This is a genomic window from Blautia stercoris (genome assembly GCF_054657695.1).
Window position 1 is genome coordinate 885,160 of record NZ_BAAHYF010000001.1, and the last position, 26,724, is coordinate 911,883.

The window sequence follows — 26,724 nt, forward strand, 5'->3', positions numbered from 1 at the left end:
ATCGTTCTCTTTCTTTTTATTAATAAATTATTAATAAACCACAATCGGTGTATTAATTTCTATGTTATTATAAATTGTCGCTACTGCATCAAGCGGTGTGTTGACACATCCATGAGAACCATTTGTCAGATAGATATCCCCGCCAAATGCAGTTCTCTTTGTTAAATCATGAATTCCAACACCACCGTTAAATGGCATCCAATAAGTAACCGGCTCTGCATACTGCTGACTTCCATCTGGATTGTATGCCGTTAATGTAAACGGACTTTTTTTGTCTTTTAATTTCCAGACACCACCTGCCGGTGTTGCATGTCCGGTATTTGGATTTCCGGTTACGACTGGTGTGTCAACAATCAGGCTTCCGTTTTTATAGAACCACATTCTCTGCTCAGAAATGGAAATCTCTACATAAGTTCCGTTAATTTCATTTCCTTCGTGTGTCTGTCCTTTATACAGCCAGGTTACTTCTACAGTCTGGCTTTCTCCGCTGTTCATAGCAGTTAAAAGCGACTCTGTCGTCTTATCCTGCCATAAACGGTATCCATAATCTCCTGTCGTTAAATTTACCGTCTGACCTCCGCTTGTTACAAAACTTCTTGCTTTTCCCTCCGTATTATACTTAGAAGATAAATCAATGACATATTGTTTAACTGCAGTCTCATCAAACGAATAAGTATGATTTGCCTCATCTTCTTTTAACCAGGACTGAAGCTTATTTCTATCGACTGTTTCCTGTCCAGAGCCAAAATCAAGCACATACTGCGCAGATGTCATCTTATTTAACTGTTCCACTTCTTTTTTCAATGTTTCATCATTCTGGCGAACAGCCGGCTCTACATAACAGCCTGCGTCCTCCAGAGAAACTTCTTTTTCACGTTTATCTACTGCTTCTTTGATAGCCTCCAAGGTCTTTGTCTTATCCAGCGTATTTCCTTCTACTTCCGGAACAATTTCATAAGAACTTCCGTTATCTTTCATATACGCATCCTGTGGAGCTGTCATATTTGCATCCTGCATACATGCCATCTGATTCACATAAGACTCCAGACTCGCCTCATCATAAGAGTTTTCCTGACTCACGGTATAATTTTTGTCTTTTCCAATTCGAAAAATCCATTTCCATGCATCCTGCTGCTTCATGATTGTTTCAATTTCATTATCATCTTTATAAGTAATCTGAATATCTGAAGCATCTATCATATCCTGTGCATCTCCACGTTCTTTAATCGTAAGAGAATAAATTTCTGCCTCTTTTTTTACAATGTCTTTTATATAAGCTACATTCTGATTACTGCAGTCTGTTCCATTTATTATTGTGCCTTCATAGAACTTATCCTGATAATAATAGCCAATCGCAATATAAGCGGCCGCCAGACCAAGCAAAATCAGAATCACCAGTCCAATCAGCACTCTTTTTAGTACTTTATGTTTTTTCTTTCCCTGTGTTTCTTCCATTTTGTCTCTTTTACCCCTTTTAGTCCTCTCAATTATAATTATAATCGACCCTATTTTACCCCAAAAATTGACAAAAAGAAAGACTTTTTCCAGCTTCTCTTGAAATTTCAGAGAAATTTCATTAATATTAAGATACCTTAAGTTTACAGGAGAATTTTTGATTATGAATTATTCTAAAATTTATGAAAATTGTTCACTTTGCCCAAGAAACTGTCACATTGACCGGACTTCGTCTTTTGGATTTTGTCAGTCCTCTTCTCAGATAAAGGCTGCCCGTGCTGCCCTTCATCATTGGGAAGAACCCTGTATCAGCGGTACAAGAGGCAGTGGGGCAATTTTCTTTTCCGGCTGTACTCTTCGCTGTTGTTTCTGCCAAAATTATAGGATCAGCAGTGCGGCTTACGGCAAAGAAATTTCCGAACAAAAACTTGCCCGGATTTTTCTTGAACTTCAAAACCAGGGCGCACATAATATTAACCTGGTTACTGCTACTCAATATCTTCCATCTATTTTAAATGCTCTTGACCTGGTAAAAAATCAGCTTAAAATTCCCATTGTCTATAACAGCAGTGGATACGAAAAACCAGAAACCATCCGGCTTTTAAAAGGTTATGTTGATATCTATCTTCCGGATTTGAAATATTTCAGTTCTGAACTTTCCAGAAAATATTCTAAAGCAGAAGACTATTTTGAAATTGCCTCATGCGCCATCAAACTTATGATAGAGCAGACAGGCGCTCCCGTCTTTGACTCCGACGGAATGTTGCAAAAAGGAGTAATTATCCGGCATCTTGTACTTCCAAACTGTCGAAAAGACTCTATCACCCTGCTTCACTGGATAAAAGAAGCGCTTCCTGACAAAAGCTATCTTATCAGTCTTTTAAGTCAGTATACACCTTTTTATAAAAGTCATGAATATCCGGAACTGAACCGCAGAATTACTACTTATGAATATGAATCTGTTTTAAAAGAAGCCATTTCACTTGGACTTGTAGATGGTTTTATGCAGGAAAAAAGCAGTGCAAAAGAAGAATATACCCCACCATTTAATTTGGAAGGGTTATAAAAAATCCCCGTATCTTTTCAAATATTTTCCAAGATACGGGGATTCCTTTATTTTTTTCTAACTAATTATTTATTGTAATTAACAATCTGTCCGAAATCTTCTTTTAAAGAAGCTCCGCCTACCAGACCACCATCGATATCAGCCTGTGCAAACAGTTCCGGTGCTGTTTTTGCATTTACAGAACCGCCGTACTGAATACGGATTGCTTCTGCTGTTGCTTCATCATAGATTTCAGCGATGCATGCACGGATTCCGGCACAAACTTCCTGAGCCTGTTCTGTTGTAGCTGTTTTACCTGTTCCGATTGCCCAGATTGGTTCATAAGCGATAACCGCTTCTTTTGCCTGGTCAGCTGTTACATTCATAAATCCAACTTTTACCTGCTGACGAATGAAATCCATTGTTACGCCCTGTTCTCTCTGTTCCAGAGTTTCACCACAGCACATAATTGGAGTAATTCCATGTTCAAATGCTTTTAACATTTTTTTGTTTACTGTTTCATTTGTTTCAGCAAAGTATTCTCTTCTTTCAGAATGACCTAAAACAACGTATTTTACGCCTGCATCTGTCAGCATATTTGGAGAAATTTCTCCTGTGTAAGCACCTTTTTCTTCAAAGTACATATTTTCTGCACCAACCTGAATATTTGTGCCTTTTGCTGCTTCTACAACCGGAATGATATCGATAGCCGGTACACAGAATACTACGTCTACTTCTTCATTCTTTACTAATGGTTTTAAAGTTTCTACTAATTTTACTGCTTCACTTGGAGTCATGTTCATTTTCCAGTTACCAGCAACAATTTTTTTTCTTGCCATTTTTCTTATCTCCTTTTTTCTCTAACAGATATTAATAAAATGTTATTATTTATCGTTTGCAGCAGCTACGCCCGGAAGTTCTTTTCCTTCAAGGAATTCCAGAGATGCACCACCACCTGTGGAGATATGAGTCATTTTGTCGCCATAACCTAAAATGTTAACTGCGGCAGCAGAGTCACCGCCACCAATGATTGTTGTAGCATCTGTTTCAGCCAATGCTTTTGCAACAGATTCTGTACCATGTGCAAAATTTGGCATTTCAAAACATCCCATCGGTCCGTTCCATACAACTGTTTTTGCATCTTTTACTGCTTCAGCAAAAAGTTTTTCTGTTTCCGGTCCGATATCCATGCCTTCCCATCCGTCTAAGATTTCTCCACGTTTTACAACTTTGATGTTGCAGTCGTTAGAGAATGCATCACCGATACGGTTATCTACAGGAAGAAGCAGTTTTACGCCTTTTTCTTCTGCTTTTTTCAGCATGTCAAGTGCATACTGAAGGTAATCATCTTCACAAAGAGAAGTTCCGATATGTCCGCCTAATGCTTTAGAGAAAGTATAAGACATACCACCACCGATGATTAAAGTATCTACTTTATCAAGAAGGTTATTGATTACAGAGATTTTACTGGATACTTTCGCTCCACCAAGGATTGCAACGAACGGTCTTTCCGGATTGTTTACTGCATTTCCAAGGAAGGCAATTTCTTTTTCCATTAAGTATCCAACAACTGCTGTATCTACATATTTTGTAACACCTACATTTGAGCAGTGTGCTCTATGAGCTGTTCCGAATGCATCATTTACAAAAACATCGCACAGAGATGCGAGTTCTTTACTAAATTCATCACCATTTTTTGTTTCTTCTGCACGATAACGTGTGTTTTCCAGTAAAATAACATCTCCGTCGTTCATTGCTTCCACTGCTGCTTTCGCATTTGGTCCAACAACTTCTGGGTCTGCTGCAAATTTTACTTCCTGTCCAAGTAATTCACTTAAACGAACTGCAACCGGTGCAAGAGATAATTCTGGTTTTGGTTCTCCCTTCGGTTTTCCAAGATGAGAACAAAGAATAATTTTTCCTCCATCTGCAATCAGTTTTTTAATAGTTGGAAGAGCTGCTACCAGACGGTTTTCATCTGTGATTTTTCCATCCTGCAGCGGTACATTGAAGTCACAGCGTACCAGTACTTTTTTTCCTTTTACGTTGATGTCATCAACTGTTTTCTTATTCAGCATAAATGATGCCTCCTTAAATAAATTATTATTTTCTGTCCGTTCTTAAACTGTATTTGTAGTCTGAATTTAACATAAAATATGTCAAATAATGGACAAATTTACAGGATATTTTCCCCATAAAATGACAAAAGGAGTCCGGTCCAACAAAAGACCGGACCCCTTCACTGAGTCTTTATTCTTCTTAAATTCAGCGAATAAAATTATTCTGCTAATAATTTTCCGAAGTATTTGATTGTTCTTACCATCTGGCTTGTGTAAGAGTTTTCGTTATCATACCATGAAACAACCTGTACCTGTGTTGTTCCGTTGTCCAGAGGCAGAACCATTGTCTGTGTAGCATCGAACAGAGAACCATATCTCATACCAACGATATCGCTGGAAACGATTTCATCTGTATTGTATCCGAAGGATTCTGTAGAAGCGTTTTTCATAGCTTCGTTAATCTGGTCAACTGTTACTGTTCCTTCTACTACTGCTGTTAAGATAGTTGTAGAACCTGTTGGGGTTGGAACACGCTGTGCAGCACCGATTAATTTTCCGTTCAGTTCTGGAATAACCAGACCGATTGCTTTTGCAGCACCTGTGCTGTTTGGTACAATATTAACTGCAGCAGCACGGCTTCTTCTTAAGTCGCCTTTTCTCTGCGGTCCATCCAGAGTCATCTGGTCGCCTGTGTAAGCGTGGATTGTACACATAATACCTGTTTTGATTGGAGCCAGGTCATTTAATGCTTTTGCCATAGGAGCTAAGCAGTTTGTTGTACAAGAAGCTGCGGAGATGATGTTATCATCTTTTGTCAGTGTTTCATGGTTTACATTGTAAACAATTGTAGGAAGGTCATTTCCTGCAGGAGCAGAGATAACAACTTTCTTAGCACCAGCTTTTAAGTGAGCTTCTGCTTTTTCTTTAGATGTATAGAATCCTGTACATTCCAGAACTACGTCTACACCGATTTCTCCCCAAGGAAGTTCTGCAGCGTTTGCTTTAGCATAGATTTTGATTTCTTTTCCGTCAACTGTGATGGAATCTTCTCCTGCTGTAACTGTATCTGCTTTCTCATATTTACCCTGTGTTGAGTCATATTTCAGTAAGTGAGCTAACATTTTCGGGGATGTTAAATCGTTGATTGCTACAAGTTCAAATCCTTCTGCTCCAAACATCTGTCTGAAAGCAAGACGTCCGATACGTCCAAAACCATTGATTGCTACTTTTACTGCCATGATATTCATTCCTCCTAAAAGTGTTTGTTTAACGTGAAGTTTCTAAAGATTGTTAAAGAAACATCAACCTGTTTCATATTGTACCTAATTTTGGACAAAAATTCAAGTCCAATTTGAATATTTATTCCAGTTTTCCATCTTTCCTATACTTTTGCCAACCTTTCCTATATAATAGAAGTAAATTTGTTTTATTTTTTACAAAAATCAAGTTAAAAACTAACCAAAGGAGGGCTTTTTTTATGTATTCGGACTCACATTTACACTCATCTTTCTCCAGTGATAGCGACACTCCCATGGAAGAAATGATTCAAACAGCCATTTCAAAAGGACTTTCTTCTATGTGTTTTACAGAACATCAAGATTTGGATTTCCCACCTGGAGAGTTTGATTTTCTCGTAGACATGGACGCTTATCAGCAGACACTTTCTACACTCGCTAAAAAATATCAGGAACAGATTCACATTCGTTTTGGAATTGAACTTGGACTTCAGCCTCAACTTGGAAACCAGCTTTCCGATTTTGTAAACTCTTATCCGTTTGATTTTGTCATTGGTTCTGTCCATGTTGTAGACCGGCTCGACCCTTACGAATCTGTGTTCTATGAAAACCGCAGTGAAAAGGAAGCCTACTTACGATATTTTACCTGTCTTTTAGAAAATGTCAAAAAATATTCCTGCTTTGATGTTTGCGGACACATAGATTACGTTGTACGCTACGGTCCAAACAAAAATCTTTATTATTCTTATCAGAACTATCAGGAAATCATTGACGAAATTCTCCGTGTTCTTGTCGATAAAAACATCGGTCTGGAATGTAATACAGGAGGCTTTAAATACGGTCTTGGTCATTCAAATCCGACCGAAGAAATCTTAAAACGCTACCGTGAACTGGGTGGGGAAATTATCACTCTTGGTTCTGATGCACATGTCCCGCAGTATATTGCTTATGAATTTGAACGTGCAGTAGATATTTTAAAGCAATGTGGCTTTTCCTATTATACGGTTTTTGAAAAACGAAAACCTATATTTTTTCCATTATAATTGCATAATTATAAATTAAAATCGAGCAGAGCCTTTATCAGCCCTGCCCGATTTTTTAATACGCTGTACTAATTTACTGTATTGTTGATAATTGTTCCGCCTCCGGCTACATAGCCATTTTCATAAAATACAACTGCCTGTCCAGGGGTAATTGCCCGCTGTGGCTCATCAAAAACTGCTGTAATCTCATCCTCACCGGTTCTTCTGATGGTGCACATGGAACCCTGATGATTGTAACGAATTTTTGCCAGCACTCGTCTTTCTTCTCCTTTAGGCAAATCTTCCATTGCCATAAAGTTAATATTTTGACAGACTAATTCTTTTTTGAATAAATCTTCACTTTCACCAATAACGACTTCATTAGTTTTCGGACAAATTCCTGTGACAAATACCGGATGGCCCATCGCAAGATTCAACCCTTTTCTCTGACCAATAGTATAATGCGTAATTCCTTTGTGTTCTCCGATTACCGTTCCATCTGCCAGCACATAGTTTCCTTGTGGTATCTTCCGATTTGTGCTTCTTTCAATAAAGCCAGCATAGTCTTTATCCGGCACAAAACAAATTTCCTGACTGTCTTTTTTATGTGCAACCTGAAGTCCGATTTTCTCTGCAATCTGGCGAATTTCATCTTTATTATACGCACCTACCGGCATCAGAGTATGAGAAAGCTGATACTGTGTCAGGTTATACAAAGCATAAGTCTGGTCTTTTCCAACAGCGTCTGACACTGCAATCGTATAACGTCCATTTTCAAGCTGTGCAATTTTCGCATAATGACCGGTTGCAATATAATCTGCACCTATTTCCATACTTCTTTGCAGTAAAGATTCCCATTTTACATAGCGGTTACATGCAATACATGGATTTGGAGTTCGTCCCTCTAAATAATCTTTGACAAAATAGTCAATAACACTTTTCTGAAATTCCTTTCTGAAATTCATGACATAATACGGAATTTCAAGCATCTGGGCTACTCTTCTTGCATCATCTACCGCACTTAATCCACAACAGCCACCGTTTTCCTGCTGCGTAAACTGGTCTTCTTCCTGCCAGATCTGCATGGTAACACCAATGACATCATATCCCTGTTCCTTTAAAAGATATGCTGCTACGGAAGAATCTACTCCTCCAGACATACCCACGACAACTTTCTTTTTTGCCATTAATAATCTTCCTCTTCTTCACCCTCAGAGATATCTGACTTCGGTTTGTCTAAGCCTTCTATTTTGATATCATGTTTTTCAGCATAGTCCCAAAGTGCAGCATGAATTGCTTCTTCTGCAAGTAAAGAGCAATGTACTTTTACCGGCGGAAGTCCGTCTAATGCCTCCATAACTGCTTTATTTGTTACCTGAAGTGCTTCCTGAATGCTTTTTCCTTTTACCATTTCAGTTGCCATACTGCTTGTAGCAACTGCTGCACCACAGCCAAATGTTTTAAATTTACAATCTTTGATAATTCCGTCATCATCAATGTCAAGGTAGATACGCATGATATCTCCACATTTTGCATTTCCTACTGTACCTACTCCGCTGGCGTTTTCAATTTCACCTACATTTCTTGGATTCTGAAAATGGTCCATTACTTTTTCACTGTACATATCGTTTATTCCTCCGTTATATCCTGTCTTTTTCTTTTATCTTAAATCAAATCTTAACTATTACCGTTATCTTAATCTTAAACTTTTCTTATGTCTTTTTTATGTGCCTTTCTTATGCCTGATGTTTTCTTACGAAATCTTCGTAAAGAGGAGACATCTGACGCAGTCTGCTTATAATTTCTTTAATCTGGTCTAAGGTGTAATCCAAATCTTCTTTTGTTGTTTCATCACTGATTGTCATACGAAGAGAACCGTGTGCAATTTCATGAGGCAGTCCAATTGCAAGCAATACATGAGATGGGTCTAAAGAACCAGATGTACATGCGGAACCACTGGAAGCTGCAATTCCTTTCATATCAAGCATAATCAGAAGAGATTCACCCTCTACAAACTGGAAACTTACATTAATGTTATTTGGCAGACGTCTCTTCGGGTCTCCGTTTAAGCGTACATACGGAATTTCATTTAAAATTCTTCCGATAAAATAGTCCCTTAATTCAATTTCTTTTTTTGTACGTTCTTCCATAGAATCTGCTGCACGTTTTGCTGCTACACCATATCCTACGATTCCCGGAACGTTCTCTGTTCCTGCTCTTCTCTTTCTCTCCTGTGCACCACCATGTACAAAGGAACGAATTTTCACCCCTTTTCTGATGTATAAGAAACCAATTCCTTTTGGTCCATTGATTTTATGACCGCTGGAGCTGAGCATGTCGATATTTAATTCATCTACATTAATCGGAACCTGTCCAAATGCCTGTACGGCATCTGTGTGGAATAAAATATTGTGCTCTTTTGCAATCATACCGATTTCTTTAATTGGCTGGATTGTTCCAATTTCATTGTTTGCAAACATAACAGAAATTAAAATGGTTTCTGGTGTGATTGCTTTCTGAAGCTGGTCTAAATCAACAACACCATTTTCATCTACATCAAGATAAGTGATTTTTGCACCGCGTTTTTCCAGATATTCGCAGGTATGAAGAATTGCATGATGTTCAATTTTTGTTGTGATGATATGATTTCCTTTATTTTTATAAGCTTCAAATGTTGCTTTTAATGCCCAGTTATCTGCTTCGCTTCCGCCTGCTGTGAAATAAATTTCTTCACTTTTTGCACCAAGCACTTCTGCAATCTGTTCTCTTCCTTTTGTGATAGCTTCTTTACTTTTTGTTCCCAAATCATAAATACTAGATGGATTTCCGTAATTTTCTGTAAAATATGGAAGCATTGCATCGACTACTTCTTGTGCTGTTTTTGTTGTTGCTGCATTGTCCAAATAGATACTTGTTTTCATAGCTTTATCTCTCCTATAAACTTTAATTATCGCATTTTTGTACCTGAATCTGCCCCTTTTCCCGCATCAGACGGCTTTCTTCTACAAGCTGACTCAGCTTAATTGAATCTACGGTGTCACGGATACTGCTGTTAATCCGTTCCCACACAAATTTGGTTACACATAAATCTGCCCCCTGGCAACTATTGTCTTCTCCTCCGCAAGTTACGGCCTCTAAACTTCCCTCGAGTGCCCTTAAGACATCTCCCACAGAAATTTCGTTTGCCGGTCTCGCCAGTTTATAACCACCCTGCGCACCTCTGACGCTGACAATCAGTCCTGCACTTCGTAACTTTCGCATCAACTGTTCCAGATAACTGTCAGAAATGTTTTGTCTTCTGGCAATACTCTGTATGGAAACAGTCTCATTTTCACTATATAATGCCAGGTCTATCAAGGCTCTTAATCCGTATCTTCCTTTGGTTGATAATTTCAAACAACCACCATCCTTTTAAATTCCGACTATTCCACTCGGATTTAAAAGTAGAATATCATTCTTATCTTGTTCTGTCAAGATGGTTTTTTGAATATATTTGAGAAAAAGGTTTTTGGAAATCTGCCATGAATCATACTCGTACTATGCTCAAAGGGACTCTGATTTTAACGCTCTCCGGCTTCCTTACAAAAATAATCGGTTTCTTGTATAGAATATTCCTCTCTCAGACAATCGGTTCTACCGGAATGGGAATTTATCAGTTGATTTTTCCAATTCATGCTCTTTGTTTTGCTCTGACCGTCGGTGGCATCCAGACTGCAATTTCACGCCTTGTTGCTGCCAAATTTGCCAAAAAAGAGGACTCCTATGCAAGAGCCGTCTTTTTAATCGCCACATCTTTTTCTACCTTACTTTCTATTCTCGTCACTTTTTTTCTTTTTCATTATGCTGACTGGTTTGCTATACATATTTTATTTGAACCACAATGTACTTCTCTTTTAAAAGTATCCTCCCTCTCCATTCCGATGGGAACGTTTCACTCCTGCGTAAACGGTTATTATTTTGCCCGAAAAAAAACACTTTTACCGGCTCTCTCTCAGTTAATCGAACAGACTGCCCGTGTTGCCGCCTCCTATCTGCTCTGGCTTGTCTGGAGTCAGGAAGGACACGCAATCACTCCTATGCTTGCTGTCTTTGGTCTTTTTTTTGGGGAATTTATTTCCATGCTGTTCGCCTTATTTATTACCATCATGGATTTTCACTCCTCCACTCAGCCTGTTCGCAAGATAATCAGACCTTTTCGGCAGTTAAAAGAAATTCTGGCTTTTTCTACACCTCTTACCTGTAACCGCCTTCTGGTCAATCTTCTGCACAGTATTGAATCCATTTTAATTCCGGGACATCTGCGCTTGTTTGGAATGACTCAGCAGACTGCCCTGTCTGTATATGGTGTCTTAAATGGAATGGCGCTGCCCTTAATTCTATTTCCCTGTGCAATTACAAATGCAGTCTCGGTCATGTTGCTGCCTTCCGTTGCAGAACACCAGGCACTTGGAAATTATGATAATATTCGGCTTTGTATTCAAAAAACAATTCGTTACTGTCTGATTCTTGGTTTTCTCTTCACATTCAGCTTCTTTTTTCTGGCAGATTTTCTCGGACTGTTTTTATTCAAAAATGAACTTGCTTCCACTTTTATCCGCACCTTATCATTTATCTGTCCCTGTCTCTATCTTTCAAGTACCTTAAGTGGAATTTTAAATGGACTTGGTCAGACCGGTCCTTACTTTTTTCAAAATATGACAGGTCTTTCTATCCGGCTTTTATTTGTTTTTTTCGTAATTCCGACCCACGGAATCATCGGTTACCTCTGGGGACTGCTTTTAAGTGAACTTATTACTACATTTTTAACGCTTTTTTTTCTTCATCTTTTTCTGAAAGGGAAATGCTTGTGAACTACTCTGCAACTAAGTTACCAGAGCATCTGAAAGGAAAGCAATATTTCTTTTTAACTTTAAAGCATAAAATCGTCAAAAACAGTCGACAAGCCTTTTTTTCTGTATTATAATCAAACATTGATAGGATACTTTCTGTACAATATCCACAGAAAATGAACAGAGATAAAGGAGAAAGTTAAGATGAGTTTTAAATTTGTGAAACAACTTCCATCTCCGGAAGAAATCAAAGAAATGTCTCCGGTAACCGAAGAAATGAAAAAAGTGAAAGAAACAAGAGACCGTCTGATTCAGGATGTCATTACAGGCAATTCTGATAAATTTCTGGTTATTGTAGGTCCTTGCTCTGCTGATAATGAAGAAGCAGTCTGCGATTACACCAACCGTCTTGCAAAAGTTCAGGAAAAAGTTGCCGACCGTCTTGTATTAGTTCCAAGAATCTATACCAACAAACCTCGTACAACAGGAGAAGGATATAAAGGAATGCTTCATCAGCCTGACCCGGAAGCAAAACCAGACGTACTTGCCGGTATCCTTGCAATCCGTCACATGCATATCCGTTCCATTAAAGAAACCGGATTAACTTCTGCAGATGAAATGCTTTATCCGGATAACTGGCATTATCTCTCTGACTTGCTTTCTTATGTTGCAATTGGCGCTCGTTCTGTTGAAAATCAGGAACATCGTCTGATGGTCAGCGGTCTGGACATTCCGGTTGGTATGAAAAATCCGACCAGTGGTGACTTTTCTGTTATGCTTAATTCCGTTGTTGCTGCACAGCATGGTCATGATTTTATTTCCAGAGGCTGGGAAGTCAGCACTGAAGGAAATCCTCTGACTCACACCATCTTAAGAGGTGCTGTCAACAAACACGGAAATACCATTCCAAACTATCACTACGAAGACTTACAGCTTCTGCTTGAAATGTATGGAGAACGTGACCTGGCAAATCCAGCTGTTATCATTGATTCCAACCATTCAAACTCCGGTAAAAAATATGAACAGCAGATTCGTATCGTCAAAGAAGTCCTTCACAGCCGTCTTGTTTCTAAAGACATCCGCCAGTTAGTAAAAGGCGTTATGATTGAAAGTTATATTGAACCGGGAAATCAGAAAATCGGACCAAACCATGTCTATGGAAAATCTATTACAGACCCATGCCTTGGATGGGATGAAACTGAAAAACTGCTTTATACAATTGCAGAGCTCTGCTAATAAAAAAGGCCGTAGTCTTCCACTGAAAAGAAGACTACGGTCTTTTTTGGTACATCACTTTTTTAGCTTCTTGGATGCGCTTTTTTATAGACATTCCTGATTCGATTTGTATTCAAACTTAAATAAATCTGAGTGGTAGAAATATCTGAATGCCCCAGCATTTCCTGCACACTTCTTAAATCTGCACCATTCTGCAATAAATGCACCGCAAAAGAATGACGCAGAGTATGCGGTGTAATTTCTTTTTCAATTCCTGCAAGTTTTGCATAATACTTTAAAATTTTCCAAAATCCCTGACGGCTCATTGCCGTTCCATTGCAGTTGATAAACAAATTGGGACTGTCATTTTCTTTTAAAAGTACATCTCTTGCCTGTTCCACATAAGTCTCCACTGCCTTTTTTGCTGTATTTCCAAATGGAACCGCACGGCTCTTTTCCATTGAACTACAGCTGATATAATTTAATTTCAGGTTCACATCCCTGACGGATAAATGAATCAGTTCACTGACACGTATCCCCGTTGCATACAGCAGTTCAAGCATTGCCTTGTCCCGTATTCCTTTTATTGTTTTTTCATCTGGCTGGGCAAGCAGCAAATCCACTTCTTCTACAGAAAGAATCTCCGGTATCTTTTTTTCTACTTTTGGAGCTTTTAAAGTATCTGCCGGATTTTTGGGAATAAGTCCCTGATTAAAAAAATATTGAAAAAATGCACGAATTGAAGCAATACTTCTGGAAATAGAAGAAGCCGCAAACTCCTCCCGTTCCAAATAAGTAACATAACTGTTTAATTCTACCTCTGTCACTTGCCTTATTCTGCGTATCCCTTTGTCCTTCAAAAACTGCTCCAATTTGCGCAAGTCCCGCTCGTAAGAAATTTCTGTATTGAAAGAAGTGCCTCTTGTGTTATGTAAATACCCAATAAACTCTTCTATCTCACACTTCATGATACAATCCTTTATCTCTAATCTTTATAGACACTCTCAAAGTCTTTCTGCAACGTCAAAATCACAAAAACTTCAAGAATATATTTGCTATAAATGGATTATATATCACTTTTGGATTAAAAATCAAACCCCTTTTTAAGGTTCCTTTTCCTGTTTTCCATTATGTTTTTTTATTTATACAAGATATCGGCAGCCACTATTTTTCATCCACCATATATGGTAAATTTTAAATTGTTAACTTTTTATGAATTTTTTAATGAAATAATACTCTTAATAAATTGGGACTCACATAACTTTCCAAAAAAATCCCAAGCAAAAATATAAGTGCCGCACTGGTCATAAAAAAAACGTACCCCTTATAGTCCTCTTTTCTCCGGTAACTTTTCCTCCAGAATTTAAGACTCATCTCACTGCATAAAAAAAACAGAGCTAAAACAGAGGGAAGATAAAAGAAAATCTGAGGAATCCCACATCCTATACAGAAAAAAATTCCAATGACCCCATACTCCATCAAAAATAAAGTAACCAGACAGCCTGCTAAAAGTCCGAGCCACAGACAGCCTGCCAATACCATTACAATTCCTGCAGGCGTCATTCCGCCTATAAAATAAAACAGAAACCATTTCCCCCTCAGTTTTAATAAGTGACCAAATACCTGAACATTTAAAACAGATTCTGTATTTTGATTTTTCAGATAGATACCAAGTAAAGCTGTATTCTCCTGTGTCACCTTTTTCAACAGACTCGTACAAAGAATTCCAATTGTAAAGCCTACAAAATATAGAATCAAAAAAATGGAAAGCCTTTTTTTCATTTTTTCCCCCTATACAAGGTATGCCTTATTTATTATACTTAACACAAAAAATTTTTTACAGAAAAGCAATTTCCTGCAAAGTCAAGTGGATATTCGCAATCCGCTTCGCTACTTGCTCATAACCAAATAGCTGCTACGCAGCTTATCAGAAGGGGCTTGCCCCCTCCTGATACAAGCAAGTCCCCTGCTTATTGCTTTTCGCAATTGAAGCAGGGGACTTACTTGATTTGGTTAAAAAACAGAGCCAAAGAATTTTTTCTTTGACTCTGCATCAGTTTCTTATTTTGCGTAATCGACTACGCGGCTTTCACGAATTACACTAACTTTAATCTGTCCTGGATATTCCAGTTCAGCTTCAATTTGTTTGGAAATATCTCGTGCTAACAATACCATATCCGTATCACTTACATGTTCCGGAAGTACCATTACACGGATTTCTCTACCTGCCTGAATAGCAAAAGATTTTTCTACTCCCTTGAAGGAGTTTGTTATGTCTTCTAATTGTTTTAACCTGTTGGTATATGTTTCTACAGTTTCTCTTCTTGCACCTGGTCTTGCAGCTGAAATCGCATCTGCCGCCTGTACAAGACAAGCCACCAGAGAATTCGGCTCTACGTCACCGTGGTGGGACTCAACCGCATTAATTACAATCTGGGACTCTTTATATTTTCTACATAAGTCAGCACCGATCTGAATATGGGAACCTTCCACTTCATGGTCGATGGATTTTCCGATGTCATGTAATAAACCAGCACGTTTTGCCATCCGGATATCGGTTCCGACTTCTCCGGCTAATAATCCAGCAATCTGTGCTACTTCAATTGAATGTTTTAAAGCATTCTGTCCGTAGCTGGAACGGAATTTCATACGTCCTAACAAACGGATTAATTCCGGATGAATACCATGCACTCCAACTTCAAGTGCAGCAGATTCTCCTTCCTCTCTCATCATGGTTTCAACTTCTTTTTGTGCCTTTTCCACCATCTCTTCAATTCTGGCTGGATGAATTCTTCCATCCACAATCAGTCTTTCCAATGCAATACGTGCCACCTCACGTCTGATTGGGTCAAATCCGGACAGGACTACCGCTTCCGGGGTATCATCGATAATCAAATCTACCCCTGTTAAGGTTTCAAGTGTTCTGATGTTACGTCCCTCTCTACCAATGATACGTCCTTTCATTTCATCACTTGGAAGCTGCACGACTGAAATTGTAGCTTCCGCTACATGGTCTGCTGCACATTTCTGAATTGCAGTTACCACATATTCTTTTGCTTTTTTACCAGCTTCTTCTTTTGCCTTACTCTCTAATTCCTTATAAAGCTTGGCAGTGTCAGTTTTTACTTCGTCTTCAACAGTTTTTAAAAGATAATCTTTTGCTTGTTCGGAGGTAAGACCGGAAATTCTCTCCAGTTCCTGTACTCTCTGGTCATGTAATTCGTCGATTTTCTTTTCTTTTTTCTTTAACTCTGCTTCTTTTGCTGAATAATCTGCTTCTCGCTTTTCGATGGCATCTGCTTTTTTATCCAAAGCTTCTTCTCTGGAGACAACACGCTTCTCATATTTCTGAAGTTCTGCACGTCTCTCTTTTGTCTCTTTTTCCAATTCATTCTTGGTGCGAAGGTTTTCTTCTTTCGCCTCTAAAAGAGCTTCACGCTTTTTCGTTTCCGCAGTTTTCAATGCTTCATCTATAATGCCTCTTGCTTTTACTTCAGCAGTTCCAATTGTTTCCGCATCTTTTTCTGTCTTTTTCTTTACAGAAAGATTTGCAGTAACCGGCACTGAAACAGCTAAGGTAACTATAACAGCAATAATCGCAGTTATCACAATGATTCCCACAGGAGCACCTCCTTATATTTAATTTTCATTGTACAAATACAACAGTATAATTTTATACTGTTTTCAATAAAAAGTCAACTAAAAAGCGTTTTAAAAATTACCTCTCTCTGTATAATTTGTCGAACTTTTTTATTAAAATTCTGTATTATTCCGCCATTCTTCCTCACGCATAACAGCCAGAATATCCGACGAAGAAAATCCCTTTCTCATTAAAAATCCATAAAGTCTCTGCTTCTCTTTTTCATTCATGGGAATATCTGTCTTTCGCTTCTTTAAGATAATCTGACGAATCATTTCTCTCGTTTCTCCAAAATCTGTCGATTCTAATACCTCTTCAATAATTTCTCTGGAAATTCCCTTCTGGACAAGTTCCATTTTCAGTCTCGCTTTTCCTTTTCCCTGCTTTTTCCACTCAATATAATGTTCGGCATATCGTCTGTCATCTAAATATCCATAAGATGTTACATAAGCAATCGCAGATTCCACTGCTTCTTTTGGATACTCACTTTCTTCCAGTTTTCTTCTAAGCTGTGCTTCTGTTTTATCCGTACGCTCCAAAATATGCATAGCGCGCAAAGTTGCACGTTTTTTGAGTACCCTGTTGACTAATTCTTCATAAACTTCAGGAGGAAGCACTGCTCCCTCCTCTAAATGATAACGGGAAAGTTCGCCTTTATAAACCGCAAAAGCAGATTGCCCATCTAAAAATATTCTATACTTCTGTTTTGTCAAAGCCTGTACTTTCGTTATCTCCATTATTCACCTTTTTTACTCTCGGATTTTGCAGACTCTGTTTGCTTCTTCTCAGTCGGAAGTCCGTAATGCTCACGAACCTGTGTTTCCACTTCTTCAAGAATCTCCGGATTGTCTCTCAAGTACTGTTTTGCATTTTCACGTCCCTGACCAATCTTTGCATCCTTATAGGCATACCATGCACCACTTTTTACAATAATTCCAAGTCCGGCAGCCAAATCAAGCACGTCACCCTCTTTTGAAATTCCTTTTCCAAACATAATATCAAACTCTGCCTCTTTAAACGGCGGTGCAACTTTATTTTTTACAACTTTAATTCTGGTTCTGTTACCGATAATCTCTCCTGCCTGTTTTAATGCTTCAATCCTTCTGACATCCATACGCACGGAAGAATAGAACTTTAAGGCACGTCCACCTGTTGTTGTTTCCGGATTTCCAAACATCACTCCAATTTTTTCACGAAGCTGGTTAATAAAAATTACCACACAGTTTGATTTACTGATAACCGCTGTCAGTTTTCTAAGTGCCTGAGACATCAGCCTTGCCTGAAGTCCAACGTGGGAATCTCCCATATCACCTTCAATTTCCGCCTTCGGAACAAGTGCTGCAACAGAGTCTACAATTACAATGTCCACTGCACCGGAACGCACCATGGTTTCTGTAATTTCCATCGCCTGTTCTCCGTTGTCCGGCTGGGAAATATAAAGATTATCAATATCAACACCAATGTTTTTTGCATAAACAGGGTCTAACGCATGTTCTGCATCGATAAAGCCTGCAATTCCTCCTCTTTTCTGTACTTCTGCAACCATGTGGAGGGCTACTGTTGTCTTACCACTTGATTCTGGTCCGTAAATCTCAATAATTCTCCCTTTTGGGACTCCTCCAAGACCTAATGCAATATCAAGGCTTAAAGAGCCAGTCGGAACAGCTTCTACATTCATATTTACGCTGGAATCACCTAATTTCATAACAGAACCTTTTCCAAACTGTTTTTCAATCTGTCCAAGCGCTACATCAAGTGCTTTTAATTTATCTTCTTTGACCATCTTTTTACTCCTTTATTTTATTTTTTATATGCAGCGAACTTATGTTCGTATCTATAGTTGATATAATAGTATACTTTCTCTTAATTGTCAATGAGTTTTCTTTTTCTGCTTACAGCTTTATAGATTATTTGGAGATTATTTTCAGCGAACGCTAAGGATAAAAAATTTAAGAATCTTAAGATTTATCTTTGATTTATTGCTTTTTATTATCCTCGATTTTTTACAAAAAGTCAAGAAAAGTTGATTTTTTAATTATTTTTTTGTCATTTTTTACGTTTTAGATAAATTAATTTGATGTCTTTTAGACGAATTAACCGTATAATGTACCTATAAATATTATTTTTTTATATCTTGTGTGATTTTTTTATTATTTACAGAAAATTACATCACACAAGTAAGAAAGGAGACTTATGGAAACCATGATCTATCTCGCACCAATCGTTGGTGTCCTTGCCCTGCTTTTTGCTTTTACACTCTCAAACAACATCAAAAAGCAGGATGCAGGAAATCAGAGAATGCAGGAAATCGCTTCTTACATTCATGAAGGCGCACAGGCCTTTTTAATGGCAGAGTACCGTATTCTCATTATCTTCGTTGCACTTTTATTCTTTATTTTAGGCTTTGCTTTAAAAAGCTGGAGTACTGCCTGCGCCTTTCTTTTAGGTGCACTGTTCTCTTCTGCTGCCGGTTATTTCGGCATGCAGGTTGCCACAAAAGCAAATGTCCGCACTGCCGGAGCTGCAAAAGAATCCGGTATGCCTAAAGCATTATCCATCGCATTTTCCGGTGGTTCTGTTATGGGAATGTGCGTGACCGGACTTGGTCTGATTGGTGTCAGCATTGTCTACTTAATTACAAAAGATACCGGCGTCATTTCCGGATTTGGGCTTGGTGCTTCTTCCATCGCTTTATTTGCCCGTGTAGGTGGAGGAATTTACACCAAAGCTGCCGATGTTGGAGCTGACCTTGTTGGTAAAGTAGAAGCCGGTATTCCGGAAGATGACCCTCGTAACCCTGCTGTTATCGCTGATAATGTTGGTGATAACGTCGGTGACGTTGCCGGTATGGGGGCTGACCTTTTTGAATCTTATGTCGGCTCTCTTGTATCTGCAATTACTCTTGGTGTCATCTACTTCAAAGAACCGGGTGCCGTATTCCCTCTTGCACTTGCTGCATTTGGAATCCTTGCATCGATCGCCGGTACTTTCTTTGTAAAAGCCAGCAAAAATGCAGACCCAGGAAAAGCATTAAAAGCCGGAACTTATGGTTCCAGTGCCGTTGTATTAGTTCTTTCACTTGTACTAAGTAAGGTATTCTTTGGTGATATGAAAGCAGCACTCGCTATCATCAGTGGTCTGATTGTCGGACTGTTAATCGGTATTATGACAGAATATTATACTTCCGGCGATTATAAACCGGTTCAGAGAATTGCAGCCCAGTCAGAAACCGGTTCTGCTACCACAATCATCAGTGGTCTTTCTGTTGGTATGCGTTCCACTATGCTTCCACTGTTTTTTATCGCAATTGGTATTTTATGTTCCTATCATTTCTGTGGACTGTACGGAATTGCTCTTTCCGCAGTCGGTATGCTTTCCACAGCCGGAATCACAATCGCAATTGACGCTTATGGTCCAATCGCTGATAATGCCGGTGGTATCGCAGAAATGTCCGGATTAGAAGATTCCGTTCGTAATATTACAGACAAACTTGACTCTGTCGGAAATACAACCGCAGCTATGGGAAAAGGATTCGCTATCGGCTCTGCTGCCCTGACTGCCCTTGCCTTATTCGTTTCTTATTCAGAGGCTGTCGGACTGGAATCCATTGATATCTTAAATCCACAGGTTATCATCGGACTCTTCCTTGGAGGTATGCTTCCATTTTTATTCTCTGCTATGACTATGGATTCTGTTTCCAAAGCAGCAAATAAAATGATTGAAGAAGTTCGCCGTCAGTTTAAAACCATTCCTGGTATCATGGAAGGAAAAGGCAAACCGGATTATTCTTCCTGTGTGGAAATTTCTACTCAGGCTGCCTTAAAAGAAATGATGCTTCCAGGTCTGATGGCAGTCGCTGCTCCTCTTTTATGTGGAGTCATTCTTGGTTCTTCTGCACTTGGCGGACTGCTTGCCGGTGCTCTTGTAACCGGTGTTTTAATGGCAATCTTCATGGCAAACTCCGGTGGTGCATGGGATAATGCCAAAAAATACATCGAAGATGGACACCATGGCGGAAAAGGAAGTCCGGCTCATAAAGCAGCTGTTGTCGGTGATACTGTCGGTGACCCGTTTAAGGATACTTCAGGACCATCTATCAACATCCTGATTAAACTTATGACAATTGTTGCTGTTGTATTTACTCCATTATTCTTATAATCTGATGTAAATTTATATTAAAAAAGGATATCCCAAAATGACAAGGGATATCCTTTTTTCTATTAATTGATTTATTTATTAACCGATTAACCAATTATACATTTCTTCATACTGTTTTGCAGAATTTCCCCAGGAGAAATCTTTTGCCATTGCACGGTCGATCAGCTTGTTCCATTCGCGTTTTCTGTCATAGTAAACAGCTTCTGCATAACGAACGGTCGCCAGCATTTCATGTGCATTATAGTTTGTGAAGCTGAATCCGGTTCCGGTACTTTCATATTCATTGTATGGTTCTACGGTATCTTTTAATCCACCCGTTTCTCTTACAATCGGAATCGTTCCATATCTAAGGCTCATTAACTGACTTAAACCACATGGCTCAAACAGAGACGGCATTAAGAATGCATCGCAGGAAGCATAAATTTTATGGGACATTGCATTATCATAGAAAATGTTTGCAGATACTTTTCCCTGATACTTCCATGCAAAGTGACGGAACATATTTTCATACTGTTCTTCCCCTGTACCAAGTACCACTAACTGAATATTATCCTGACATAATTCATCCATCACATAAGCAATCAGGTCAAAACCTTTCTGGTCAGTCAGACGAGATACAATACCAATCATCATGGCTTTCGGGTCTTGATTTAAACCAAGTTCTCTTTGCAGCTCTATTTTATTTTTTACTTTTTCCTTACGAAATGTTTTCGCATTGTAATTCTTTGCGATCAACTGATCTGTCTCTGGATTCCATTCATCATAATCAATTCCGTTTACGATTCCACGCAGGTCATTTGCACGCGCTCTCATCAGCCCATCCAGTTTTTCACCATAAAATTCTGTCTTAATCTCTTCGGCATAAGTATTACTTACGGTTGTGATTGCATCAGCATAAACCAGACCACCTTTTAAAAGGTTTCCATCTTTATAAGATTCCAGTTTATCCGGAGTAAAGTAATATGCCGGAAGTCCGGTTAAATCACGGATTGTCTTAATATCCCAGGTTCCCTGGAATTTTAAGTTATGTATGGTCATAACAGTTTTGATTCCCTGATAGAACGGACCATCCTGAAAACGGTCTTTTAAGAATACAGGCACTAATCCGGTCTGCCAATCATGACAGTGAATCAAGTCCGGTCTGAAGTCAATAACCGGAAGAATGGATAAGGCTGCTTTTGAAAAATAAGAAAATTTCTCAATATCAAATCGAATATCTCCATAAGGCTGATAGCCTGAGAAATAATATTCATTATCGATAAAGTAATACTGGATTCCCTCATATACCATCTGCATGATTCCAACATACTCTCTGCGGTAACCAATATCCATATAAAAATGTGTTACATACTGAAGCTGATTCTTATATTCTTCTTTCATACACATGTATTTCGGAATAATCACCCGCACATCATATTCGTTCTTGTCAAAACACTTTGGCAATGCCCCTACAACATCTGCCAGTCCTCCTGTTTTTATAAAAGGCACTGCTTCTGATGCCACAAATAAAATCTTTTTCACCAAAAAATTCCTCCTTGCTTCGATGTCTATTTAAGATGATTATACTCCTTTTTGTCTGGCATTGAAAGTTATTTTTTATATTCTAACCGGATTTTATCTGCAATTAAAGCAATAAACTCCGAATTTGTCGGCTTACCCTTTCCTGTACTGACTGTATATCCAAATAATTCATCGATGGTGTCCATTTTTCCTCTGCTCCATGCAACTTCAATTGCATGACGAATCGCTCTTTCTACACGACTTGGAGTAGTCTGATGTTTCTTTGCAATCGTCGGATATAAAATTTTCGTGATAGAGTTCAGCATTTCCATATCATTGACAGAAAGAATAATGGCATCTCTTAAATACTGATATCCTTTGATGTGTGCCGGAACTCCGATTTCATGAATGATATTTGTTACATCGGTCTCAAGATTGCGTTCAAAATAAGTGTTCTTATCTTCATAAGCATTAATTCTTCTTAAATCTTTTCTTCCGTCTCTCAACTGACGAATATGTTTGATTCTTGAAATCAGCATATCATTATCGAATGGTTTTAACACATAATAATTTGCGCCAAGATTAAAAGCATCTTCCGTAATCTGTTCCTGTCCGACTGCGGATACTACAATAAATGCCGGATGTTTCTTAATTGTGCAATCTTTTCCAACCCGCTCCATCACGGTCAGCCCGTCTACTTTTGGCATAATGATATCTAAAAGTACAACATCCGGTTCTTTTTCTTTAATAATATCATAAATATCAGCACCATTATTTGCGTGTCCGACTAATTCCAGTTCATTATCTTCTTTGATGAGCGTCTCCAGTAAGTCTATCATTTTTTCATTATCATCTGCAATTGCGACATTTAATTTTTCCATTTCTAATCCTCCATCACTTATTGCTGCTTTCCTCAGTAAACGACGGGCGCCCTGTTGAATTGCCATTTTCTAAGGATTACTTGTATTATATTCTCTGTCTGTCAGTTAATCAAGAAAATTGTTTCTACAATAAGTGTTTCTTTCTATTATTTTTCGACATTTTGACAAATTACGACTCTTTATTTATTCCAGCATTTTTTCAACAAAAATCCCATACCCTTTTGTTGAATCCTGAACAAATACATGTGTCACAGCCCCTATCAGTTTTCCGTTCTGTATCACGGGACTTCCACTCATTCCCTGCACGATTCCACCTGTGATGCCAAGCAATGTTTCATCTGTCACCTCAATAGAAAACGCTTTATTTGAATCTGCGTGTTCCGGAAAAATTTCTGTAATCTGTGCACGGTATGCTTTTACCTCTCCCTCTACGTTTGTTAAAATTTCAACCTCTCCGGTACAAACTTCCTGCTTATAACCAATACTCATCTGACAAAGGGGCAGTTTTCCTTGTTCCTGTATTCCAATCATTCCATATACACCATTTTCTTGATTTTTTTCAATTGTTCCAAGTTTTTTTCCCTCACTATAATCAATATAACCCGATAACTCACCTGGTGTTCCTCTGCCTCCCTTTACTACAGAGACAACCTGAGCCTCATAAAGTTCTCCCTGTGAAATCTTAAGCAGAGCTCCTGTATCTGTATCACTGATTCCATGCCCCAGTGCACCATAAGTCCCCTCTTTGGTTAAGAATGTCAACGTTCCGATTCCCTGCGTATTATCCCTGACCCAGATTCCAAGCTTATACTTTAAATCCTGCGCTTTTACCGGTTGAATACAGATTGGAATTTCTTCCTCATCCCGTTCTACTAAAAGTGTTACTTCTTTTCCCTCTGAATTTTGTATTTTATCAATCAGCTCCTTTTTCGTCTGAATTGTCTCCCCATTTACTTTAAGAATGTAATCCCCTGATTTTGCAATATTTTTTGCTGGTGTACAGGTCATTCCATCCGCTTGTACAATTTCTCCTGTATCAATTATTAATACTCCCTTCGTCTCCATGTAAAGTCCTACCGGCTGCCCGCAAACCGAAACTTTATCTTCCTCTACTGTCTGAACTTTTATTTTTTTTACCGGAATCGTATCAAACAGTTTACAGGAAATCCAGTATGCATTCCCCTTCGAAGTTTGAATTGTATCTTCATAAGTCACAAATGGCAGATTTCGTAATTCAGAAATTCCTTTTTCTTCTTTCTTGGACAGATACACCGTATCCGGAATTGCCTGTTCGGTGATTTTCCATCCAAAAAATCCTGCGCAGATAATATCTGCTAATAATAATACGAATAAAAGACGACGAAAATTACACTTTTTTTTCAAAAAATCACATCCTTTTGTTATTTTTTTCAAATAAATTCTTTTTTCATTCTAAATGCAAACTTTTATTTTGCAGTTTTCACATACAAAAAAGGATACACGTTAATTGTGTACCCTTTTTAGTATGTGAAAATTCTATTATTTCACTCTTGTATTTTTTTGTTGTTGTGCCATTTCTTTCATCTCACGCGCATTTGAAAGTACCGTCTCAGTAATACTTTCTCCACCAAGCATTCTTGCCAGTTCTTCCACCGATTTTTCTTCATCAAGACGCCAGATTTTTGTCTGAGTTTCCAGCTCTTTTACACTTTTTTCAATTAAAAAATGAGAATCTGCCTGCGCTGCAATCTGAGGGAGATGCGTAATACAAAGTACCTGATGAGACTTTGCAATCACTGCCATTTTCTCTGAAACTTTCCATGCCGTCTTTCCACTGATTCCTGTGTCAATCTCATCAAAAATAAGTGTTTCTTTTTCGTCTTTATCCGCCAGAATCGTTTTAATCGCAAGCATAATTCGGGAAAGCTCTCCACCGGAAACTACTTTTTGAAGTTCTCTTTTCGGTTCTCCAGGATTGGTCGAAATAAAAAAGCAGATGCTGTCTTTTCCATTTGAAGAAAACTCTGCTTTTTCCTCAAACACAATCTCAAATGCAACATCCAGGAAATTTAGTTCCTGCAGTCCTTCGATAATCTCTTTTTCCAGACTTTTTGCCCATTTTTTTCGACTTTTTGTTAAACATTCACACTGTTTTTGTAACACCGTTTCCTGCTCTTCTATTTTTCTTTTTAATTCCGCCTGATTCTGTTCAAAATGTTCCAGTGCTTCGTATTCTTCTTCTTTTTCCTGTTTATATTCCAGTACTGCCTCAATACTTGCTCCATATTTTGATTTTAGATGATTCAGAAGATTTAAACGTTCTTCTGTCTCCAAAAACTCTTCCTGTGAAAATTGGAAACCAGAAAGATAAGAAGAAAGCTCTCTGTTAAAGTCACTTAAAAGAGCATCTATATCGTTCAGGGTTTCATAAATTCCTTTTAAGTCATCATCCAGTTCCGATAACTGCGATAACTGCCGGACGGCTCTGCCAATCTGTTCTGAACTTCCTTCTCTTTCATACCCTGTCAGTTCATACACTTCTGAAAGGCTTTCCGTAATCCGCTTTGCATTTATCATTTTGCGATACTGTGCCTCTAACTCTTCATCTTCGCCCACTTTTAATTTTGCATCTTCAATTTCTGAAATTTCAAATGCCAGAAAATCCATCTGCCGTTTTTTTTGTTCTTCGTCTATCTCATACTGTTCAAGTTCTTTTCTTAATGCCTTATAAATTTCATAATCTTTCTGAACCTGCTCTCGTTTCTTTTGAATCTCTTCTTTTCCATAAGCATCCAGAATTTCCATCTGCTTTTCCGGATATAATAAAGACTGGTGTTCATGCTGTCCATGAATATCAAGCAAATAAAACGCTGCCTGTTTTACCATAGAAACCGTACAGGTTTCTCCATTTATTTTACAGATACTTCTGTTTCCCGTCAGTTTCCTGCTGATAATAACCTGTCCGTCATCCGGGAAAATATCCATCTGTTTCAATTTTTCGGCAGTCCGCTCTCCTGCTTCAAATACCAGTTCCACAAACGCATACTCCGCATGCTCCCTTATCATGCTTTTTGAAGCTTTCTGACCAAGTGCCAGATTAATCGAACCAATTAAAATTGACTTTCCGGCACCGGTCTCTCCAGTCAGAATATTAAGCCCCTCTGTAAAATCTACTTCTGCTTCATCAATCAGTGCCAGATTTTTTACATGCAAATGCAACAACATATTTTTTACCTTGTACTCTCTTCGCCTGTGTTAATAATTTTTTTAATTTTTTCCATTAAGATAATCGTATCGTCTACTGTACGGTTAATGCAGGCTATCGTATCGTCCCCGGCAATACAGCCCACAATCTCATTCATCTTCATGTTATCAAGCGCTGCTCCGGCAGCATTTGCCATTCCGGCAACTGTTTTTATAACCAGAATATTCTGCGCTATTTCCATGGATAACAGTGCATCCCGCAAAACCCTTTTATATTTTTCGCTGTCCTGATTCGTCCGCTGCTCTAAAACTGTGTATTTAGAACCCCCATCCGGTTTTGCGATTTTCATCAATTTCAACTCTCTGATATCTCTTGAAACTGTCGCCTGAGTCACTGCAAATCCGGCTTCCTGCAGTTTAGCTGCCAGTTCTTCCTGGGTTTCAATATCATATTGGTTAATCAGGTCAATGATTTTTGAATGTCTGGCAATTTTCATAATC

At 38.5% G+C, this 26,724-nt stretch carries 23 protein-coding genes; 5 read left to right on the forward strand and 18 right to left on the reverse strand.

The window, feature by feature from the left end; genetic code table 11:
* Positions 1 to 30 precede the first annotated feature (30 nt).
* The gene (locus tag ACYQ2D_RS04285) at positions 31 to 1,455 is read right to left on the reverse strand and encodes a L,D-transpeptidase family protein (protein ID WP_459784738.1); all 1,425 of its coding nucleotides are present in this window, start codon (positions 1,453 to 1,455) and stop codon (positions 31 to 33) included.
* 163 nt (positions 1,456 to 1,618) lie between these two features.
* Between ACYQ2D_RS04285 and ACYQ2D_RS04290 the strand changes: the two genes are divergently transcribed.
* A complete protein-coding gene (locus tag ACYQ2D_RS04290; protein WP_187558126.1) occupies positions 1,619 to 2,521 on the forward strand; it encodes a radical SAM protein in 903 nt (300 codons plus the stop codon).
* A 65-nt stretch (positions 2,522 to 2,586) separates the two neighbouring features.
* Here the strand turns inward: ACYQ2D_RS04290 and tpiA are convergent, their stop codons facing one another.
* The 3 genes from tpiA to gap all read right to left on the reverse strand — a co-directional run bounded on the left by tpiA (position 2,587) and on the right by gap (position 5,798).
* Positions 2,587 to 3,339, reverse strand: a complete 753-nt coding sequence (tpiA, locus tag ACYQ2D_RS04295) for a triose-phosphate isomerase (protein WP_243182642.1) — start codon at positions 3,337 to 3,339, stop codon at positions 2,587 to 2,589.
* Positions 3,340 to 3,384: 45 nt separating this feature from the next.
* A complete protein-coding gene (locus ACYQ2D_RS04300; protein WP_022304414.1) occupies positions 3,385 to 4,578 on the reverse strand; it encodes a phosphoglycerate kinase in 1,194 nt (397 codons plus the stop codon).
* Between the two features lie 200 nt (positions 4,579 to 4,778).
* Complete coding sequence (gap, locus tag ACYQ2D_RS04305) at positions 4,779 to 5,798, reverse strand: type I glyceraldehyde-3-phosphate dehydrogenase (RefSeq protein WP_022304415.1); 1,020 nt, start codon at positions 5,796 to 5,798, stop codon at positions 4,779 to 4,781.
* Between the two features lie 239 nt (positions 5,799 to 6,037).
* Here gap and ACYQ2D_RS04310 point away from each other — a divergent pair, with 239 nt between their 5' ends.
* Entirely contained in the window at positions 6,038 to 6,838 is an 801-nt protein-coding gene (locus ACYQ2D_RS04310; RefSeq protein ID WP_459784739.1) for a histidinol-phosphatase HisJ family protein, read from the forward strand.
* Positions 6,839 to 6,906: 68 nt separating this feature from the next.
* Here the strand turns inward: ACYQ2D_RS04310 and mnmA are convergent, their stop codons facing one another.
* The 4 genes from mnmA to ACYQ2D_RS04330 form a co-directional block, all read right to left on the reverse strand.
* On the reverse strand, positions 6,907 to 8,004 hold the full coding sequence (mnmA, locus tag ACYQ2D_RS04315) for a tRNA 2-thiouridine(34) synthase MnmA (RefSeq protein WP_459784740.1): 1,098 nt from the start codon (positions 8,002 to 8,004) through the stop codon (positions 6,907 to 6,909).
* Positions 8,004 to 8,441: a Fe-S cluster assembly scaffold protein NifU gene (gene nifU / locus ACYQ2D_RS04320; RefSeq protein ID WP_022304418.1), complete on the reverse strand. Its 438-nt coding sequence runs from the start codon at positions 8,439 to 8,441 to the stop codon at positions 8,004 to 8,006. The genes mnmA and nifU overlap by 1 nt, the downstream gene beginning before the upstream one ends.
* 112 nt (positions 8,442 to 8,553) lie before the next feature.
* Positions 8,554 to 9,738 (reverse strand): cysteine desulfurase NifS, encoded by a 1,185-nt coding sequence (gene nifS, locus ACYQ2D_RS04325; protein ID WP_022304419.1) that lies wholly within the window; start codon positions 9,736 to 9,738, stop codon positions 8,554 to 8,556.
* A 22-nt stretch (positions 9,739 to 9,760) separates the two neighbouring features.
* Entirely contained in the window at positions 9,761 to 10,213 is a 453-nt protein-coding gene (locus ACYQ2D_RS04330) for an RrF2 family transcriptional regulator (RefSeq protein WP_022304420.1), read from the reverse strand.
* 125 nt (positions 10,214 to 10,338) lie between these two features.
* Between ACYQ2D_RS04330 and ACYQ2D_RS04335 the strand changes: the two genes are divergently transcribed.
* Together ACYQ2D_RS04335 and ACYQ2D_RS04340 are read left to right on the forward strand one after the other, a co-directional pair.
* A complete protein-coding gene (locus tag ACYQ2D_RS04335; protein WP_459784741.1) occupies positions 10,339 to 11,667 on the forward strand; it encodes an oligosaccharide flippase family protein in 1,329 nt (442 codons plus the stop codon).
* 183 nt (positions 11,668 to 11,850) lie between these two features.
* Positions 11,851 to 12,882: a 3-deoxy-7-phosphoheptulonate synthase gene (locus tag ACYQ2D_RS04340; RefSeq protein ID WP_187558130.1), complete on the forward strand. Its 1,032-nt coding sequence runs from the start codon at positions 11,851 to 11,853 to the stop codon at positions 12,880 to 12,882.
* A 62-nt stretch (positions 12,883 to 12,944) separates the two neighbouring features.
* Here the strand turns inward: ACYQ2D_RS04340 and xerD are convergent, their stop codons facing one another.
* The 5 genes from xerD to recA form a co-directional block, all read right to left on the reverse strand.
* Positions 12,945 to 13,829 carry a site-specific tyrosine recombinase XerD gene (gene xerD / locus ACYQ2D_RS04345; protein ID WP_459784742.1) on the reverse strand — a complete coding sequence of 295 codons (885 nt, stop codon included), beginning with the start codon at positions 13,827 to 13,829 and terminating at the stop codon, positions 12,945 to 12,947.
* A 253-nt stretch (positions 13,830 to 14,082) separates the two neighbouring features.
* The gene (locus ACYQ2D_RS04350) at positions 14,083 to 14,643 is read right to left on the reverse strand and encodes a stage II sporulation protein M (RefSeq protein WP_022304424.1); all 561 of its coding nucleotides are present in this window, start codon (positions 14,641 to 14,643) and stop codon (positions 14,083 to 14,085) included.
* A 279-nt stretch (positions 14,644 to 14,922) separates the two neighbouring features.
* A complete protein-coding gene (rny, locus tag ACYQ2D_RS04355) occupies positions 14,923 to 16,482 on the reverse strand; it encodes a ribonuclease Y (protein ID WP_022304425.1) in 1,560 nt (519 codons plus the stop codon).
* 132 nt (positions 16,483 to 16,614) lie between these two features.
* Positions 16,615 to 17,238 carry a regulatory protein RecX gene (locus ACYQ2D_RS04360; protein ID WP_459784743.1) on the reverse strand — a complete coding sequence of 208 codons (624 nt, stop codon included), beginning with the start codon at positions 17,236 to 17,238 and terminating at the stop codon, positions 16,615 to 16,617.
* Positions 17,238 to 18,284 (reverse strand): recombinase RecA, encoded by a 1,047-nt coding sequence (gene recA, locus ACYQ2D_RS04365; RefSeq protein WP_117457519.1) that lies wholly within the window; start codon positions 18,282 to 18,284, stop codon positions 17,238 to 17,240. Before recA ends, ACYQ2D_RS04360 begins: the two co-directional genes overlap by 1 nt.
* A 410-nt stretch (positions 18,285 to 18,694) precedes the next feature.
* Between recA and ACYQ2D_RS04370 the strand changes: the two genes are divergently transcribed.
* Complete coding sequence (locus tag ACYQ2D_RS04370; protein WP_459784744.1) at positions 18,695 to 20,659, forward strand: sodium-translocating pyrophosphatase; 1,965 nt, start codon at positions 18,695 to 18,697, stop codon at positions 20,657 to 20,659.
* Positions 20,660 to 20,737: 78 nt separating this feature from the next.
* On the opposite strand, the gene glgA is transcribed toward ACYQ2D_RS04370, so the two are convergent.
* The 5 genes from glgA to argR all read right to left on the reverse strand — a co-directional run bounded on the left by glgA (position 20,738) and on the right by argR (position 26,720).
* Positions 20,738 to 22,180, reverse strand: coding sequence for a glycogen synthase GlgA (glgA, locus tag ACYQ2D_RS04375; protein WP_372554152.1), 1,443 nt, complete (start codon positions 22,178 to 22,180; stop codon positions 20,738 to 20,740).
* Positions 22,181 to 22,248: 68 nt separating this feature from the next.
* Positions 22,249 to 23,040 (reverse strand): sporulation transcription factor Spo0A, encoded by a 792-nt coding sequence (gene spo0A / locus ACYQ2D_RS04380; protein ID WP_022304429.1) that lies wholly within the window; start codon positions 23,038 to 23,040, stop codon positions 22,249 to 22,251.
* Positions 23,041 to 23,223: 183 nt separating this feature from the next.
* The gene (gene spoIVB, locus ACYQ2D_RS04385) at positions 23,224 to 24,423 is read right to left on the reverse strand and encodes a SpoIVB peptidase (protein ID WP_459784745.1); all 1,200 of its coding nucleotides are present in this window, start codon (positions 24,421 to 24,423) and stop codon (positions 23,224 to 23,226) included.
* Positions 24,424 to 24,558: 135 nt separating this feature from the next.
* The gene (gene recN / locus ACYQ2D_RS04390) at positions 24,559 to 26,244 is read right to left on the reverse strand and encodes a DNA repair protein RecN (protein ID WP_459784746.1); all 1,686 of its coding nucleotides are present in this window, start codon (positions 26,242 to 26,244) and stop codon (positions 24,559 to 24,561) included.
* Between the two features lie 5 nt (positions 26,245 to 26,249).
* Positions 26,250 to 26,720 (reverse strand): arginine repressor, encoded by a 471-nt coding sequence (gene argR / locus ACYQ2D_RS04395; protein ID WP_022304432.1) that lies wholly within the window; start codon positions 26,718 to 26,720, stop codon positions 26,250 to 26,252.
* Between the last annotated feature and the right edge of the window lie 4 nt (positions 26,721 to 26,724).

Coding starts and splice junctions, on each gene's coding strand:
- ACYQ2D_RS04285 (WP_459784738.1), bottom strand. CDS start 1,455: ATGGAAGAAACACAGGGAAAGAAAAAACATAAAGTACTAAAAAGAGTG.
- ACYQ2D_RS04290 (WP_187558126.1), top strand. CDS start 1,619: ATGAATTATTCTAAAATTTATGAAAATTGTTCACTTTGCCCAAGAAAC.
- tpiA (WP_243182642.1), bottom strand. CDS start 3,339: ATGGCAAGAAAAAAAATTGTTGCTGGTAACTGGAAAATGAACATGACT.
- ACYQ2D_RS04300 (WP_022304414.1), bottom strand. CDS start 4,578: ATGCTGAATAAGAAAACAGTTGATGACATCAACGTAAAAGGAAAAAAA.
- gap (WP_022304415.1), bottom strand. CDS start 5,798: ATGGCAGTAAAAGTAGCAATCAATGGTTTTGGACGTATCGGACGTCTT.
- ACYQ2D_RS04310 (WP_459784739.1), top strand. CDS start 6,038: ATGTATTCGGACTCACATTTACACTCATCTTTCTCCAGTGATAGCGAC.
- mnmA (WP_459784740.1), bottom strand. CDS start 8,004: ATGGCAAAAAAGAAAGTTGTCGTGGGTATGTCTGGAGGAGTAGATTCT.
- nifU (WP_022304418.1), bottom strand. CDS start 8,441: ATGTACAGTGAAAAAGTAATGGACCATTTTCAGAATCCAAGAAATGTA.
- nifS (WP_022304419.1), bottom strand. CDS start 9,738: ATGAAAACAAGTATCTATTTGGACAATGCAGCAACAACAAAAACAGCA.
- ACYQ2D_RS04335 (WP_459784741.1), top strand. CDS start 10,339: ATGAATCATACTCGTACTATGCTCAAAGGGACTCTGATTTTAACGCTC.
- ACYQ2D_RS04340 (WP_187558130.1), top strand. CDS start 11,851: ATGAGTTTTAAATTTGTGAAACAACTTCCATCTCCGGAAGAAATCAAA.
- xerD (WP_459784742.1), bottom strand. CDS start 13,829: ATGAAGTGTGAGATAGAAGAGTTTATTGGGTATTTACATAACACAAGA.
- ACYQ2D_RS04350 (WP_022304424.1), bottom strand. CDS start 14,643: ATGAAAAAAAGGCTTTCCATTTTTTTGATTCTATATTTTGTAGGCTTT.
- ACYQ2D_RS04360 (WP_459784743.1), bottom strand. CDS start 17,238: ATGGAGATAACGAAAGTACAGGCTTTGACAAAACAGAAGTATAGAATA.
- recA (WP_117457519.1), bottom strand. CDS start 18,284: ATGGTCAAAGAAGATAAATTAAAAGCACTTGATGTAGCGCTTGGACAG.
- ACYQ2D_RS04370 (WP_459784744.1), top strand. CDS start 18,695: ATGGAAACCATGATCTATCTCGCACCAATCGTTGGTGTCCTTGCCCTG.
- spo0A (WP_022304429.1), bottom strand. CDS start 23,040: ATGGAAAAATTAAATGTCGCAATTGCAGATGATAATGAAAAAATGATA.
- recN (WP_459784746.1), bottom strand. CDS start 26,244: ATGTTGTTGCATTTGCATGTAAAAAATCTGGCACTGATTGATGAAGCA.
- argR (WP_022304432.1), bottom strand. CDS start 26,720: ATGAAAATTGCCAGACATTCAAAAATCATTGACCTGATTAACCAATAT.